General features: G+C 64.9%; 17 protein-coding genes and 1 pseudogene. 16 read left to right on the top strand and 2 right to left on the bottom strand.

Annotated features, from left to right (window positions below):
* Window positions 1-145 precede the first annotated feature (145 nt).
* The 16 genes and pseudogenes from ABLE93_RS23270 to ABLE93_RS23200 form a co-directional block, all read left to right on the top strand.
* A pseudogene (locus tag ABLE93_RS23270) lies at window positions 146-322 on the top strand (DUF736 domain-containing protein); the annotation flags it as partial.
* Between the two features lie 189 nt (window positions 323-511).
* Window positions 512-775 (top strand): helix-turn-helix domain-containing protein, encoded by a 264-nt coding sequence (locus ABLE93_RS23265; RefSeq protein WP_011579874.1) that lies wholly within the window; start codon window positions 512-514, stop codon window positions 773-775.
* Window positions 776-895: 120 nt separating this feature from the next.
* A complete protein-coding gene (locus tag ABLE93_RS23260) occupies window positions 896-1,162 on the top strand; it encodes a DNA -binding domain-containing protein (RefSeq protein ID WP_011579873.1) in 267 nt (88 codons plus the stop codon).
* Window positions 1,163-1,172: 10 nt separating this feature from the next.
* The gene (locus ABLE93_RS27055; RefSeq protein WP_510183073.1) at window positions 1,173-1,601 is read left to right on the top strand and encodes a transcriptional regulator domain-containing protein; all 429 of its coding nucleotides are present in this window, start codon (window positions 1,173-1,175) and stop codon (window positions 1,599-1,601) included.
* Window positions 1,528-2,052, top strand: a complete 525-nt coding sequence (locus tag ABLE93_RS23255; RefSeq protein ID WP_510183072.1) for a DUF2285 domain-containing protein — start codon at window positions 1,528-1,530, stop codon at window positions 2,050-2,052. The genes ABLE93_RS27055 and ABLE93_RS23255 overlap by 74 nt, the downstream gene beginning before the upstream one ends.
* Before the next feature lie 125 nt (window positions 2,053-2,177).
* Entirely contained in the window at window positions 2,178-2,459 is a 282-nt protein-coding gene (locus ABLE93_RS23250) for a helix-turn-helix transcriptional regulator (protein WP_011579870.1), read from the top strand.
* Window positions 2,460-2,469: 10 nt separating this feature from the next.
* Window positions 2,470-3,531 (top strand): replication initiator protein A, encoded by a 1,062-nt coding sequence (locus ABLE93_RS23245; protein ID WP_348842135.1) that lies wholly within the window; start codon window positions 2,470-2,472, stop codon window positions 3,529-3,531.
* Window positions 3,528-4,166 (top strand): ParA family partition ATPase, encoded by a 639-nt coding sequence (gene parA, locus ABLE93_RS23240; protein WP_348842134.1) that lies wholly within the window; start codon window positions 3,528-3,530, stop codon window positions 4,164-4,166. The genes ABLE93_RS23245 and parA overlap by 4 nt, the downstream gene beginning before the upstream one ends.
* Window positions 4,163-4,402 (top strand): hypothetical protein, encoded by a 240-nt coding sequence (locus tag ABLE93_RS23235; protein WP_348842133.1) that lies wholly within the window; start codon window positions 4,163-4,165, stop codon window positions 4,400-4,402. The genes parA and ABLE93_RS23235 overlap by 4 nt, the downstream gene beginning before the upstream one ends.
* Entirely contained in the window at window positions 4,399-4,914 is a 516-nt protein-coding gene (locus ABLE93_RS23230; RefSeq protein WP_348842132.1) for a DUF2840 domain-containing protein, read from the top strand. The genes ABLE93_RS23235 and ABLE93_RS23230 overlap by 4 nt, the downstream gene beginning before the upstream one ends.
* Complete coding sequence (locus tag ABLE93_RS23225) at window positions 4,911-5,456, top strand: S26 family signal peptidase (protein WP_348842131.1); 546 nt, start codon at window positions 4,911-4,913, stop codon at window positions 5,454-5,456. The genes ABLE93_RS23230 and ABLE93_RS23225 overlap by 4 nt, the downstream gene beginning before the upstream one ends.
* A 45-nt stretch (window positions 5,457-5,501) precedes the next feature.
* Window positions 5,502-5,840, top strand: coding sequence for a DUF736 domain-containing protein (locus tag ABLE93_RS23220; protein ID WP_348842130.1), 339 nt, complete (start codon window positions 5,502-5,504; stop codon window positions 5,838-5,840).
* 3 nt (window positions 5,841-5,843) lie between these two features.
* The gene (locus ABLE93_RS23215; RefSeq protein ID WP_348842129.1) at window positions 5,844-6,608 is read left to right on the top strand and encodes a lytic transglycosylase domain-containing protein; all 765 of its coding nucleotides are present in this window, start codon (window positions 5,844-5,846) and stop codon (window positions 6,606-6,608) included.
* Between the two features lie 247 nt (window positions 6,609-6,855).
* A complete protein-coding gene (locus ABLE93_RS23210; protein WP_348842128.1) occupies window positions 6,856-8,619 on the top strand; it encodes a relaxase/mobilization nuclease domain-containing protein in 1,764 nt (587 codons plus the stop codon).
* Window positions 8,620-8,645: 26 nt separating this feature from the next.
* The gene (locus tag ABLE93_RS23205) at window positions 8,646-10,634 is read left to right on the top strand and encodes a conjugal transfer protein TraG (RefSeq protein ID WP_348842127.1); all 1,989 of its coding nucleotides are present in this window, start codon (window positions 8,646-8,648) and stop codon (window positions 10,632-10,634) included.
* A 7-nt stretch (window positions 10,635-10,641) separates the two neighbouring features.
* A complete protein-coding gene (locus ABLE93_RS23200) occupies window positions 10,642-11,064 on the top strand; it encodes a CopG family transcriptional regulator (protein ID WP_348842126.1) in 423 nt (140 codons plus the stop codon).
* Window positions 11,065-11,320: 256 nt separating this feature from the next.
* On the opposite strand, the gene ABLE93_RS23195 is transcribed toward ABLE93_RS23200, so the two are convergent.
* A complete protein-coding gene (locus ABLE93_RS23195; protein WP_348842125.1) occupies window positions 11,321-14,602 on the bottom strand; it encodes a DEAD/DEAH box helicase in 3,282 nt (1,093 codons plus the stop codon).
* A complete protein-coding gene (locus ABLE93_RS23190; RefSeq protein ID WP_348842124.1) occupies window positions 14,595-15,383 on the bottom strand; it encodes a hypothetical protein in 789 nt (262 codons plus the stop codon). The genes ABLE93_RS23195 and ABLE93_RS23190 overlap by 8 nt, the downstream gene beginning before the upstream one ends.
* Window position 15,384: the final 1 nt, after the last annotated feature.

Genomic DNA, 15,384 nt, shown 5'->3' with positions numbered 1-15,384 from the left:
CCGCTTCCCGCGGGGCGCCCACCTTCCAGCCCGCAATTATGCGGAGCAGAACCCCCGCCGAAACCGGCGGCAACACAGACCTTACAGGCCGGCGCTCTGCATAATCCCGCTCTCCGCATAATCGACGTTATGTGGAGCTCCACATAAGATCGAGATCGGCGCCGCCTGGTCCAAGCGCTCCAACGAGGGCCGCGACTATCTTGGTCTCAAGCTGGACGACCCGAGCTTCAACGCCCCGATCTACGCCAACCTGTTCGACGACGAGGACGGCGAAGGTTTCAGCCTCATCTGGTCCCGCCCCAGCCGCCGCAACGGCGACTGAGGCTCCGGCGACGCCCCGTCCGGTCAATCCGGACGGGGCCTTCGTCGGCCAAAGCATCCGAATCAGGTTGCGGCCTGAACTACTCGAACGACCGCAATAGACGCTCTTCAGTCTGGCCCGAGAAGCCAAGAGCGACTATTATAGTCGTAGTTCTGGCGTGCGCTGAGGTCCGAGTGGAGGTGATCATGCATGATCACCGCCCGACTGTCGCGGGCCGCACGCGCGCTGCTGGGTTGGACACAGGAGACGCTCGCTGACGAAGCCCGTGTATCACTGACCGCGCTCAAGCGCCTCGAGTCGGAGAGCGACTTGAAGGTCTACGAGAGCACGCGCGATCAGGTGCGCCGGGCATTTGAAGCGCATGGCATCGTCCTCTTGCAGTCCGACCAAGGTGAAGGGGTGATGCTCGTCCATGGCCGAAAAGCCGCCAGCGACATGCGAAAGAGAAACTAGCGCCGTTCCACGACGGCCAACCCGCGTTGCGAGCCAGCAGCCATACCAGTTGCCGTCGAAGTCGGGCTTGGTTAACGCCATGCCGACACGCAGGGGCTCTGTGATTCCAGGTGGGGCGTCGTGACCAAGGCAGACTTCCTCGAACGGCCGCCGGAGAGCGCGTCGATCACCGACTATGATCGGGCGCACATGACGCTCTACCTCCGTCTCCTTGATGCCGCGTCGGACGGCGCTGCTTGGGAAGAGGCCGTGTCAATCCTGTTCGGCATTGACCCGGCCGCCGAACCGGAGCGGGCCCGCCGCATCCATGACAGCCATCTCGATCGTGCCAAATGGATGACCCAGCACGGCTACCGCGAGCTCGTACACGAGCACCCGCGTCGTTGATGGGGGGGTGATGCCGCGGCGGCATCGCCCGTTTCCATTTCTCCGGCTTCCGCTGGCGCTTTCGTGGCGGAATCCTGCGCAGCGAAGCTGCTGCAGGTTTGCTGGCGGAGGATACATGACCCCCGACATCTCTCACTGGCGATCACCCGAGCGCTACGAATACGTCGAAAGCCTCGTCTCGCCCGAACTCGCTTGGGAATGGCTGCGCCGGAACGGAGACTATCAGCGCGACTTCGAGGCCGCTCAGCTGGAACCGAACGCCGACACCGCAGCAACCGAGGCGACGAGGTCTCGATGGGGGCTGCGATTTCCTGTTGTCGCCGGCCCTCGACGCCAAAGAGGCCGCGCCCATCTGGGCACCCACCGTGAACACTGGCGTCGTACTACTGACCGCACCGCCCGCCATCCTGCCGAAGGACGACACGTCACAATCCATTGACGCGCAGGCGCCCGGCCAATCAGACGCGCAAGGCTCCCACTTCGTCCACACCCTCACGAATGGCGAACGGCTTCAGATCCTGCGTCTCGGCGGATTAGGCGCAGACGAAGGCACGGCGGCCGTCATCCCGCTCGGCCCCGAAGGCTTCGATCGGCTCGAGGCCGTAGCCCGTCTCCTGAGTTCGCTCCATGGCCGCTCGATTCCTGCCGACACGCGGCTGACCAAGCAGCAGCGTCAACGTGCGCGACGGATGTTGCAGGCCGTGGACGGTCGTCTCAGCGGCGCCAGCTACCGCGAGATCGCGGCGGCACTGTTCTGCGCAAGCGACCTCGCCGATGAACCCTGGAAAACATCCTCGCGCCGGTTCGCCACCATGGACCTTGTGCGCCGCGGCCTCGCCATGATCGCCGGCGGCTATCGACGCCTGCTGAGCCATCGCCGTCGACGCTAGCACGCCTGGTGTGGGGATTTGCTCCCGCCAGCTTCCCACTCCCTCCGCAACTTCGCGGTCCGCCAGGGTAGCCGCCAACCGCCGCTGTCCCCCTGCGGCTCTCGCGCAAACTCGGAGGCCCGATCATGTCACCCAATGGCGCCGGCGTGCCGCAACGCTTTCTCCGCACGCCTGAAGCGGCCCGCTTCCTCGGTCTCTCGGATCGCACGCTCGAGAAGCACCGGACCTACGGCACCGGTCCCGCCTATCGCAAGCTTGGCGGGCGCGTCGTCTACGCGCTCGAGGACCTGAAAGCCTGGGCTGACCGCGGGTTTGTCACCTCGACGTCCGATCCGCGCGGGAGTGTCCTTCCCGCCAAGCGCCATGCCGCCGTCACGCCTGCCTTCGGCGGCGGCCAAGCCCGCTGAGCCGTCCGACATGTCCCCACGGCAGCGCCCCCTCTCCTTGAGCGAACGATCGCGGCTCGACCCGTTCGTCGTCGCCACCGGCGACGCCAGTCCGCGCGACCAGCGCGATCTGATGGAGCGGCCCTTCTTCTCGCTCGCCAAGGCCAAGCGTACCTCACCGATCCACTACCAAGCCGGCGACATTCGCGTTGAAGTCTTCGCGGTCCCCGAGCATGGCATGGCGACCATCTGGGATGCCGATATCCTGATCTGGGCCGCGAGCCAGATCGTCGAGGCCGCAAACCTCGGCTTCCAAACCTCACGCTTCCTGCGCTTCACGCCGTATCAACTCCTGACCGCGATCGGGCGCCAGACGGGATCGCGCGACTATCGGCTCCTCAAGGGCGCTCTGGCGCGCCTTCAGTCGACGGTCATCCGCACCACGATCCGCAACGGCGAGCATTGGCGGCGTCAGCAATTCTCCTGGATCAACGAGTGGGGGGAATGCACGACGCGCGACGGCCGCGTAGAGGGCATGGAGTTCGTACTGCCCGACTGGCTCTATCGCGGTGTCATTGACCGCTCGCTCGTCCTCGCCATAGATCCCGCCTATTTCCGCCTGACCGGCGGCATCGAGCGCTGGCTCTATCGGGTCGCCCGGAAGCATGCCGGCCGTCAGCCAGCGGGCTGGACCTTCGAAATCGCGCACCTGCACGCCAAATCGGGCAGCCAGGCGCGTGTTTCCGACTTCGCCATTGACATCCGCCGCATCGTCGCTCGCCAGCCGCTGCCCGGCTATCGCTTGGCTCTAGAGCGCGCCGGTCGTCAGGAACGCCTCCACATCCGCCCCATCAACTTGTCCACTGGCCCTGTGGATGACGTTGTGGATGCGATCGGGACTTCGGGCGCAAATGGTATCGGGATTTCGGGCGCAGCCACATCGGGACTTCGGGCGCGCGGATCGCAACTAACCCTCTGGCCTGAAACGGCGATTCCGAGCCTTAACTTAGAATCTAACAACGAATCTAACTTCTTGTTGGAGCGGGGCGACGGTGGAAAACCACCCCGCGGCCGACGGAGCGCACGATCATGATCGTCGCGTTGCTCAACCAGAAAGGCGGCGTCGGCAAAACGACGCTCGCCCTCCATCTCGCTGGCGAATGGGCCACCCGCGATCAACGCGTCATGCTCATCGATGCCGATCCGCAGGGTTCTTCACTCGACTGGTCCGAAGCCCGCGCCCGTGAAGGCCTGCCTCGCCGGTTCGCCGTCATCGGACTGGCGCGCGACACCTTGCACCGCGAAGCGCCCGAACTGGCGCGCGGCGCCGATCATGTGGTGATCGATGGTCCCCCGCGGGTCGCCGGCCTCATGCGCTCAGCCCTGCTCGCCGCCGATCTCGTCCTCATCCCGGTTCAGCCGTCGCCCTTCGACGGATGGGCGTCGGCCGAGATGCTGGCGCTGCTCCGCGAAGCACGCCTGTTCCGCCCGTCGCTTGTCGCGCGTTTCGTGCTCAACCGCTGCGGCGCGCGCACCGTCATCGCACGCGAAACCGCCAAGGCGCTCGCTGAACACGATCCGCCGGTGCTGGCGAGCGCCATCGGCCAACGCGTCGGCTTCGCGGATGCCGCGCAATCGGGCCGCCTGATCTCCGAACTCGATGGCCAGCGCGCCGGTGCGCGCGAGATCGCAGCGCTCTGCGCCGAAGTTGGAAGGCTCGCACCATGACCAGGCGCAGCTTCGCCGCGCGGCCCGGCGACCCGGACACCTGGATCAAGGCCGCCGACGATCCGCACGGCCGCAGGGCTGACGCCATCGCCTATACCGCGCGCCTCACGATCGACGTCACGCCGGACCTGCGCGGCCGGATCAAGGTCACCGCGTTCCAGCGCGGCCAAACCGTCGCGGACATGCTGCGCGAGCTCCTCGCAGGCGCGTTTCCTGCCGAGGGGGACGCGCCATGAGCGCACCGGCAATTCATGGCGCAGCGGGCGTTCGGCCGTCATCACCTCCCGGTCGGCTCACCGAGGTCGAACTGGTTTGGCGCGAGAAGCAGATCGAGCACTGGATCCGCTTCGGCGACGCGGTCCACGAGCAGATCCTCGACCGACGGCGCCGCGTCCTCAGCTTCCCCGCCGGGGCTGTCTTCGCCTTCGTCCGCTGGGCATCGAATGGCTTTGGCACCGTCGTCTCGCGCATCGACATCCTGCGCGCCGTCAGCGCGGGCGAAGGCTATCAGACGCTACCCTCGGTGCGGCCCGGTGGTGAAATCCTGCTGCAAACGAGCGGCTGGCCGAGCGTCGAGCAGGTGCTGCTTCTGATCGACGCGATCGAAGCGCTCGACATCGATCCCGCCGAAGCTGCGCCTGACTATTGGCGCCATGTCCATAACCGGCTCGCCGCCGGGGACGCCCCGCGATCCTACTCCCGACAGCAGCACCGCGCCTGGCGCTTGCGCCAGAGGGCCGAGCCATGACGCGCGCCGGCTACCTGCTGACGGCCACGGGCGCCGCGCTCCTGCTGATCACGCTGGCGATGGTGCACGTTGCACCGCGGCTCGTCTGGAACGCATCGGCCAGCGTCCCGGTCGGCCTCTATGAGATCGGCCCGGCGACGCCGCTCGAGGTCACCAACCTTGTCGCGGTCAATGCGCCGGAGCCGCTTGCCGCCTTCCTCGCGGACCGGGGTTATCTGCCGCGCGGCTCACCGCTCTTGAAGCGCGTTGCCGCACTTCCCGGGCAGACAGTCTGCCGTTCGGGAGGGGACATTACCGTCGACGGGATCACCGTCGGCAATGCGCTCGACCGCGACCGTCTGGGACGCACGCTGCCTATCTGGAGAGGCTGCCACCGGATCGGCGCGAGCGAACTCTTCCTCATGAACATCGGCGTCCGGGACAGCCTGGACGGCCGCTACTTCGGGCCTCTCGGCGTCACCACCGTGATCGGCCGGGCCACGCCTCTCTACACCGACGAAGACGGCGACGGTCGCTTCGTTTGGCGCGCGCCGACGCGGTGACGGCGCAGCCATGACCCGTTCCACTGCACCGCCAAGGAGGTTGCCATGAGCCTGATCGGAGAATTCACCCGCACCAAGAACGGCTATGGTGGCCGCATTCGCACACTCGCCCTCGACGCCGCTCTGGTGCTCGTGCCGGCGGAGCACTCCGACGCCGAGAACGCGCCCGACTATCGCGTTCACCTCGGCGATGATGCCGATGGGCCGGAAGTGGGGGCGGGATGGAAGCGCACCGGCGAGAAGGCCGGCGAATATGTGTCGTTGCAGCTCGACGATCCGACCTTCGCGCAGCCAATCCGAGCCAACCTGTTCCAGTCGGCCGACGACAAATCAGCATGGGGTCTCTACTGGAACCGGCCGACCAAGCGCAGCGAGCGGGACTGACCGATGCGCGTCTCCCGTCGCCAGCCCGCTGCCGGAGCGAAAGGGGCCGCCCGCCGACTGCCCTTCCTTCTCCTTTCCGGCCTGGCCTTTGCCGGCGCGATGCCCGCGCCGTCTTTGGCGCAGACCTCGGTCATCGAGCGACCCGCTGCAGGCTCGCCCTACACACAAGCGGTCGCCGAGGCAGCGCAGCGGTTCGGCATTCCCAAGCGCTGGATCTGGGCAGTCATGCGCGTCGAGAGCGGCGGTCGTGTCCGCGCGGTCTCGCCCAAAGGCGCGATGGGACTCATGCAGATCATGCCCGCGACCTGGGCGGATCTGCGGGCGCGCCACGGTCTGGGGGCCGATCCCTTTGACCCGCGCGACAACATCCTGGCTGGTGCAGCCTATCTGCGCGAAATGCACGACCGCTACGGCGCGCCGGGCTTCCTTGCGGCCTACAATGCCGGCCCCGGGCGCTACGATGACTATCTCTCGGCTGGCCGCGCGCTGCCCGCCGAGACCATCGCCTACGTGGCCGCGATCGCGCCGTTGATCGGCAGTGAGCCGCTCGCTGCCGGCGTCGCTGTCGCGACCGTCGACCCGCTTGCGTGGACTCGGTCTCCGTTGTTCGTCGCGCGCTCCGACGGCAGCGCTGCAGCAGAACGATCGCAGCCCGATCGTCAAAGGAACGGCAGCCGAACCGCAGATCCGCAGCAACCCCCAATTACCGGTTCGACGCAGACGGCAGGCATCTTCGTGACCCGCGTCGATGATGGGGGGCACCCATGACCAGAATCGCACTCCGGCGCGGTGTAGCGAGCTCCCGGAAAGAGGCGGCATGGGGCGGTTGGGGCGAGGCAGACACGACCAACAGACGGCGAGATAAAAGCGGCTCGCCACTCGCGTGCAAGCCATTGCTTTCGCATGGCTTTTCACGTGCCGGTCGGTCGGGGGCAGTGCCGGTTCCGGCTATTATCCACGCTATTTCAAGGACATTGCCGGCACTGTCCCGCGTTTGGCCCGCCGGAGGCCGGCGATGAGCGACGGCGACAGCCACTTCCGGGTCCGGCCGGGCCGCATCGGTTCGACGCGGGCGCCGAAACCCAAGAGCTTCATCAACCAAGTCCTGCGCGCCGCCAAGCGCTCGGGGCATGTCGGCACCGGCGGCGGTCCGGGCCGCAAGGCGTCCGGCTATGGCCGTTCGAGCTTCGGGCGCGGACGGATCGCGTTCAGCCGCGCGCGGCTTTTCAGCTCGTCGCGCCGCGTCGTCGTCAAGGCGCGGATCGCCCGCCACCAGGGCCGGGCCTTTCGGTCTGCGCCGCTCAATGCCCACCTCTCTTATCTCAAGCGCAACGGCGTCACGCGCGACGGTGAAAAGGCCGTGATGTTCGATGCCGACAGCGACCGCGCCGATGACGCTGGTTTCGCCGCGCGCTCGAAGGACGACCGGCACCATTTCCGCTTCATCATCTCGCCCGAGGACGCCGGCGAGATGACGGACCTGCGCGCCTTCACGCGCGACCTCGCGCGCCAAATGGAAGCCGACCTCGGGACCCGGCTCGATTGGGTCGCGGTCGATCACTGGAACACCGACAATCCCCACGTCCACCTGCTGGTGCGAGGCGTTGACGCCCAGGGCGCCGACCTCGTCATCTCACGCGACTACATCAGCCGCGGCTTGCGATCCCGGGCCGAGGATCTCGTGTCGATCGAACTCGGCCCGAAGCCGGAGCACGAGATCAAGACGGCGCTCGAGCGCGAAGTCACGGCCGAGCGCTGGACGCGCCTCGATGTCGAGATTCGCATCGCCGCCGACGAGACCGGCTTCATCGATCTTCGTCCCGAGCAATCCGGTGCCGCTGATCCCCAGACCCGCCGGCTCATGATTGGCCGACTGCAACACCTGGAGAAGATGGGCCTCGCGTCATCCGCCAGGCCCGGCGAGTGGATGGTCGGCCTCGACGCCGAACGCCACTTGCGCGACCTCGGGCTTCGCGGGGACATCATCAAGACCATGCACCGGGCCTTCGCCGAGCGTGGTGAGGATCGCGCTGTCGCTGACTATGTCATCGAAGGCGGCAGCGGACAGGCGCCGATCATCGGGCGGCTGGTCGATCGCGGCCTGCACGACGAACTGACGGGCGAAGCCTATGCGGTGATCGATGGCACCGATGGCCGGGCCCACCATGTCCGGTTCCGCGGTGTCGAGGCCTTCGAGCATGCGCCTGCGATCGGCGGCATCGTGGAGGTTCGGCGCTTTGGCCGAGCCGATGAGCCGCGCCCGACGCTTGTTCTCGCGAGCCGATCAGACCTCGAACTCGGCCATCAGATCAAGGCGCCGGGGGCCACCTGGCTGGACCATCGGCTTGTGGAGGCGGACCCCATGCCGCTGTCGATGGGAGGCTTCGGGCGAGAGGTGCGCGACGCCCTGCAGGCACGGGCCGAGCATCTCGCCGACCAAGGCCTCGGTCGCCGCCAGGGCCAGCGGATCATCCTGCAACGCGACCTCCTCGCCACGCTGCGGCGGCGCGAACTGGATGCGGTCGGGGTGCGCCTCTCCGCCGAGACTGGTCTGGCGCACATGAAGCCGACCGCCGGTGATCAGGTCGCGGGCATCTATCGCCAGCGTCTCGACCTCTCCTCCGGCCGCTTCGCGATGATCGACAACGGTCTCGGCTTCCAGCTCGTGCCCTGGTCCCGCGAGATCGAACGCAAGCTCGGTCAGCATGTCGCCGGCGCCGTGAAAGATGGCGGCGGCATCGAATGGGGCCTCGGCCGCAAGCGCGGGCTCGCCCTCTAGCCAACAAGGAAGAAAGGACGGCGCCGATGTCCGCGACGAAAATCCTCTGGGGCCAGATCACCACCGTGTTCCTCATCGTGCTGCTCACGACCTGGGGCGCGACCCAATGGACCGCCTGGCGGCTCGGCTTTCAGGCGCAGCTCGGCACGCCGTGGTTCGAGCTGGCGGGTTGGCCAATCTACTACCCGCCTGCTTTCTTCTGGTGGTGGTATTTCTACGACGCCTATGCCCCGCCGATCTTTGTTGAAGGCGCAATGATCGCCGCCTCAGGCGGCTTCATCTCCATCGCCGTCGCCATCGCGATGTCGGTATGGCGCGCCCGTGAGGCGAAGAATGTCGAGACCTATGGCTCGGCCCGCTGGGCTGAACTCCGGGAGGTGAAGTCAGCAGGGCTGCTCGGACCCGATGGCGTCGTTCTCGGCAAGCTCGGCGACGCCTATCTGCGGCACGATGGACCGGAGCATGTCTTGTGCTTCGCACCGACCCGATCGGGCAAGGGTGTCGGCCTCGTCGTTCCCACGCTCCTCACCTGGCCGGGCTCCGCCATCGTCCACGACATCAAGGGCGAGAACTGGCAGCTGACCGCCGGCTTCCGCGCGAGGCACGGCCGCGTCCTGCTGTTCGATCCCACCAACGCCAAGTCGGCCGCCTACAATCCGCTCCTGGAAGTGCGACGCGGCGAATGGGAAGTCCGCGACGTGCAGAATGTCGCCGACGTTCTCGTCGACCCCGAGGGCTCACTCGACAAGCGCAATCACTGGGAGAAGACGAGCCATTCTTTGCTCGTCGGTGCCATCCTGCATGTGCTGTACGCGGAAGAGCAGAAGACGCTCGCCGGTGTCGCCGCCTTCCTGTCTGATCCGCGCCGTCCGATCGAAGCCACGCTGAAGGCGATGATGACGACGCCGCATCTCGGACCCGGCGGCCCTCATCCCGTCGTGGCGTCGACGGCGCGCGAACTCCTCAACAAGAGCGACAACGAGCGCTCCGGTGTTCTGTCCACCGCCATGTCCTTCCTGGGCCTCTATCGCGACCCGGTGGTGGCGGAGGTGACGCGCCGCTGCGACTGGCGGATCGCCGACCTCATCGCCGATGAGAGGCCAGCAACGCTCTACCTCGTGGTTCCGCCATCCGACATCTCCCGGACGAAGCCGTTGATCCGGCTCGTGCTCAACCAGATCGGCCGACGCCTGACCGAGGATCTGCATGCGCGAGACCAGCGGCATCGTGTGCTGATGATGCTCGACGAGTTCCCGGCGCTCGGCCGCCTCGACTTCTTCGAGAGCGCGCTCGCCTTCATGGCGGGTTACGGCCTGAAGTCATTCCTCATCGCCCAGTCGCTGAACCAGATCGAAAAGGCCTATGGCCCGAACAACGCGATCCTCGACAACTGCCATGTGCGCGTGAGCTTCGCCACCAATGACGAACGCACCGCCAAACGCGTGAGCGACGCCCTCGGTACGGCGACCGAGATGAAGGCGATGCGGAACTATGCCGGGCATCGGCTCAGCCCGTGGCTCGGTCATCTGATGGTCTCGCGCTCGGAGACGGCGCGGCCGCTCCTCACACCCGGCGAGGTGATGCAGCTGCCGGCCACAGACGAGATCGTCATGGCCGCCGGTGTCCATCCTATCCGAGCCAAGAAGGCCCGTTACTTCGAGGATCGCCGCTTCAAGGAGCGCATCCTGCCATCGCCCGACCCGGCGAAATGCGGGCGTTCGGCCCGAAAGGACGCATGGTCCGAGTTGAAGCCGCAGCGGCCCGACGCATTGCTCGCGGCTGAGCTCGACAAGGCGGAGGACGCTGCCAACGGCGGGCTGCGGCGCGAGCCGGAGCTGCCCGACCATGTCGCGATCGCCAAGGAAACAACCGGACCGGCACCGGTCGACGAGTTCGCCATCATGCTGGACGATGAGCCGGAAGACGCCGCGCGGCAGCGTCAGGCGCTGCGCCAGCAGATGCGCGGCGTGGCGAGACAGGTGGCGCTCGATCCCAATGACGGCATCGATCTGTGAGGCAACCATGCGCGACCGGATGAATGTTTACTTCCCGCCCGAGATGCTCCGCCAGATCGCCGATCTCGCCGACCGCAAGAAGCTCTCCCGCTCCGCGATCGTCGAAGCGGCGGTTGCATCATTCCTGTCGCCCGATGGCGCGGACAAGCGCGAGGCCGCGTTCGCGCGCCGCCTCGACCGCCTGTCGCGCCAGGTCCAGCGCTTAGAGCGCGACCTCGGCGTCACCGCAGAGACACTGGCCCTCTTCGTCCGGTTCTGGCTGACGATCACGCCGCCCTTGCCGAACGATGCTCAAGCGTCAGCACAGGCCAAAGGTCGGGAGCGGTATGAGGGATTCGTCGAGACGCTGGGGCGACGCCTGCAGAAGGGGCAGAGCTTCTTGAGGGAGATTCCGGACGACATCAGCGGCGGGGACACATCAGATGGATAATATAACATTCGGAATGGTTTATGCTGTTCCGCTCAGCGCCCTCACCTCGGTCACTGCTGACGATTCTTCAAACGCCCGAAGTCGACATCTTTGTCGAAGTTGGGACTCCAGCGGAGTCGGATAATTCGGCAAGTTTCTGGCCAGGCTGACCTCCTACCGATGCTCGATCAGCTCTGGCTGATTTCGGGCTGGCATAAGGGCTCGCCTTCGCTGGGTACTGCCCAGTGCGAAGGAAGTGCAGTCGGGCACCTACGGCCTACAGCGTCTCGGACGGGTCCGCTGACGGGCTAGCGACCGATCCAAGTGCGGGGAGATCGACCGACCCAAACGCTAGGATGGCGTCGAGATGGCGCATGACGTGCTCGAAATCGGAGCCGAGCACCGGCGGACGATCCCCGACCGTTTCAGCAAACGCACGGTGCAGAAGGACCCGTGAACGCGCGTTTGGGGTTCGGTATGCAAACGCGACCTTCTCCGGTGAGTCGACACCCCGACGGATCGCGTAGGCGAAGATTTCGAGCACTGCAGGATTCGCAGCGATCTTCTCCTTAGCCGTCAGCGTTTGGCGGATAACCTCTGCGGCCGCTGCGGCGACCATGTAGAGTTGTCGATTGGCGATCCGATTGATCAGGTCGCGCGTGCGCTTGCAGACACCGATCTTGGCCGCGGGAACTCCAAGTGAGGCCTCGATGCGATCGAAGGGTTCGCCTTTGAGCCACGCAGACAGCGCGGTCTTGAGTAGCGTCATTTCCGCAGCCGTGCTGTCGCCGCCGGTCTTCTTGCCGCGAGTGACAGCCTTGACCGTCTCGACAGCTGATCCAAACAGCAAGGCGTAGCTTGTGCGATCGGCGGTCATGAAATCGATTAGCCATTCCATCCAATCGCATACGGTCGAGGGTAACGAGTCGATTTCCGCCTCAACTTTCGCCGCAATGGCCGCTAGTGGCTCGACCGCAAGACCCGTGAAGGCAGCGATCTGCATCACGGGCACCGACGTCTGTTCAGTGGCCGTGTCAAGCGCGGTCCTCAACGCACCGAGTTTCTCGTCGAAAGCGGCATCCTGCTTGGCTTGCCGCGCCTGGTATCCGGCAAAGGAACGGCTGATCATCTTGACCGCCATTTCGACGGCCGTGTCTTCCGCTTCGCCCGCCCTAAGTCGGCTCAGGAGGTAGCGCACACCCGCACCAGAGAGTTCGCCGGCCTGAATGCGGTCAAGCAACGGAGTCAGCGGATCGTCGATCGTCACGCATTGATCGTTCTCCGGCAGCACCGCCTTAAGCATCTTGAAGGCTTCGCTTTCGGGGACGGAATTCGCGTCGAATTGCACCACTGGTTCCGGAATCAGGAGCACTGTACCGTTCGCCAGATGGCCGGCGCGTCCGGCACGACCGGCTGCGTTCAATATCTCATGGCCTTCGAGCGGTTTGCGGCCATCTTCATTGTGCCGCATCGTGCCTGCCAAGATCGCGATTTGCGCGGGAAGGTTCATGCCCTGCGCCAGCGTCGGGGTCGCGACGATGACGTTGACGCCTCCGGCCTTCTTGAAGACCGATTCGGCGAGCCGTCGCTCGAGCGGGATCATGTCTCCGTTATGTGGGATTGCGGGCGCAGTTGGGTCGAACAGCGAGCAGCATTCAGCACCGAGTTCAGCCACCGTGTCGACCCAGAGGCTATTTTCGGTTTCAGTGAGAGCGGGCGGAGACGGCAGCTTGCCACGAAGCCGCTTCGCCGTGGTCGGCGCGTGGTCGGCTTGCTGTACGAACATGATGGTCTTCAGTCCAGCAACAGCCGCGTTCTTGGCCAAAGCTGCCCCGACATCATTCGCGTTGGGGCTTGCTCCGCCCGTCCCATGCCCGAGTATGACGGGCACATCGGAAAGCCGCACGAGCCGCATGTCGGTCGGCACGGTTTTAAGCCAGGCATGGTGCAGCCCGAACAATGCATATGCGTCGGCACTGAGCGGTGGTGCCTTGTAGGACGCTTTGAGCCGTTTCTTACGCCGGACGATCATGTTTGCGGCATCGACTTGCGCCTTCGGATAGATCACCACGCCGCGTGCCTGCCGGCTCGGCTTCCAGGGATCATGAAAACCGACGCAGGCACGCCCGGTAATCGTGGCAAGCCAATCGGCCACCTCTCCGGCATTCTTCAGCATCGCAGAGAGCAAAAGGAGATCGGCGTTTGGTGCGCGTTTGATAGCATGGAGCAAACACAGCATTGCGTCCACGCTACGGGACCCGCCGCCATCGGGGCTCAACAGATGGCATTCATCGAAGACCAACAGGCCAAGATCGCTCATGTCGGTGTCGGTGAAGCTCAGCAGCGCAAGGCATCGCTCGGGAGTCATCACTTCGATCGATTCGAGCTCTGGTCCGCGGATCAGCGCGGTGAGATCGCCATCGGCCGACACGACGCTGTCTATCAGACTCTCTGGAAAGCTCTCGGCAAGATCATCACGAAGCTGATCGACCAGAGCCAAGGTCGGTACAAGGAAGATGACCTTCTTGCCGGCCGACAAGGTCGAGGCGATCTTCAACTCTGAAAGCGTGGTTTTGCCCGCGCCGGTGGGCAGTACCAGCACCGCTGACTTTCCAACATCCAGAAAATGCGTAGCCAGAGCGGCGCGGTGATTCGGCCAAAGCACCGGTTTGCTCGACGCGCGATGGCGAACCCACAGCTTCCAAGAATTCTCTTCCGCACCCGCGGGCGGTGGGATTCGAGTGACGCCAACGTCCTCAAGTCCGTCTGCGACGTGCATAAGCAACCGCGCCAGATGACGCGGTCCCGCATAGCTGGAGGTAATGTTGAGGCCAGTGTCCGGAAGATTCAGCGGACGGGTTGCGAGTTCCACCACTCGGGCGAAGGCATGCTGAGGGGTTTCGAACGATTGATAGGCGAGCTCGACACGAGGACGATCGAGCAAGCGTGCTACCATTTGCACCAGACCGCTCCAGCACAATCCGTACAACGCCTGCGTCGCTCGTTCATCAAACGGCGCATCGGCCCCAGGCCGCAATCCTGCCAAACGGTTGGCACGCTCGAGGATCGCTTCAAATCGTTCCAAGGCAAGGTCTTCGACGCTTTCTACCAAAGCGCCGCGATGAATATCTTCAAGACGGGGGCCTGCGAGTTCGCGAGCGGCTTCACGCGCGTCAGGGCTCTGTTCAGCAATCAGGAACAGAAGTGGTGCCGATACGCGCGGATCAATGGCCCGCGTGGTCAGGAGTTCATCGCGCTCCTCGAGATCCGGGCGGATACGGGCCAGAAGCTGATAAGCGGTCGCTGCGACGAAGGCGGCGGCCCGGCGTTCGTGATCTTCTGCACCGCGGTCGACGAGCGCTTCGTAGATAGTCGCGATCCGCTCGATACGCGCGAGTTGGGCGAGGTAGTCGGGCTGCTCGGCTAGCGATGCCGCACGCAGCCTGAGGCCGGCCAGTTCGGCATAGATACCGGTCAGTTCTTGCGGCAGCATCGACGGGTCGACGCCCTCAAGAGCCGGCGCGCTCCGGATCAAGGCTGCGGTTTGCGCGTCAAACATCGAACGTCGAAATCCGCGCCCAGACGCGATCCGCGAAATCAGCAAACCAGGCCCGAACGTCGTCTAACGGGAGCGTGTTACCGCCGCGCTTGTCCAAAGCCACCTGAAGAGAATCATAGTCCTTGAACAACGCGACGCATTTGGCCGCTGGAAACTGCGATGGCGAAACAGTCAGCGATGCTTCAAACGCCAGCGGGCGTGTTTGAATCAGCGTGTCATATGCCGTCTTGAGCTCGTATCCATTGAAGCCGTAGCTTTCCAGCAAGGCGAGAACGGCTTGAGCCAGCTGATTATCGCGCTTGCCAGAAATATACTCACGAAACGACTTCAGCACCTGGCTCTGGAATTTTTGCCGGGCATGGATCGTGCATTTGTACTCGTAGACGGTCGCCTTCGTCAGCGTCTTCGTCGCCGGATCGACCGTAATCTTGACGCCATCAGTGCCCTGGTTGGTCGCCTTAAGGTGCGAATTGTCGATCTTTTCATCGCCCGTCTTGCCCTTTCGGGCAGCGACCCAGCAAGTGATCTCGAATAAAAGACCATCGCGATGTTCGATACCCTTTTCCGTCGTAGGATGCAGATCTTTGTCGAGCGTATCTTTCAGCCCTGCCGTGATTTTCGGCGGCGCTAATTGCGTGCCCACAAGGATCAGTGCCGCGTGGAATGCCTGACCGACCAACACCAGCGCGACAAGCTGCGCGAGATCGTCAGGGGCATCGACGCTCCATTGTTCTCCCTCGCATTGGGGGAGCGCCGACATAGGATTGAGAGTGATCGGCACG

The organism is Xanthobacter pollutisoli (assembly GCF_040044995.1).
GTDB lineage: Bacteria > Pseudomonadota > Alphaproteobacteria > Rhizobiales > Xanthobacteraceae > Xanthobacter.
This window is presented reverse-complemented; position numbering and strand designations above follow the sequence as displayed.